Annotated in this window: 1 protein-coding gene; it reads right to left on the bottom strand. The window is 41.3% G+C overall.

Translation table 11 applies throughout. The features are described from left to right. A partial coding sequence (locus CWC11_RS20520) for an ATP cone domain-containing protein (RefSeq protein WP_249330785.1) occupies positions 1-242 on the bottom strand: 242 nt, incomplete at both ends.

Below are 242 nucleotides of genomic sequence, written 5' to 3'. Positions count from 1 at the left end.
CTCAAACTGGCCATAGGCTTTTTTACGTAAATGGAATACAGCTAAACGAGCAGCAAGGTACTGATAATCAGGCGATTCTTTAGAAATCTGATCCGCAGCAGCTTTAATAATCGTTTCGTGGATATCACCAGTACGAATACCGTCATAAAACTGGATGTGTGACTTTAATTCAACCTGAGAAACTGAGACGTTATCTAGGCCTTCTGCCGCCCATGTAATGACACGATGGATCTTATCTAGAT

The sequence above is a fragment of the Pseudoalteromonas sp. S3178 genome, from assembly GCF_005886985.1.
In the GTDB taxonomy this organism is placed as follows: domain Bacteria; phylum Pseudomonadota; class Gammaproteobacteria; order Enterobacterales; family Alteromonadaceae; genus Pseudoalteromonas; species Pseudoalteromonas carrageenovora.
Note: the sequence above shows the minus strand (reverse complement) of the source record. Positions and strands in the feature narration are given on the sequence as shown.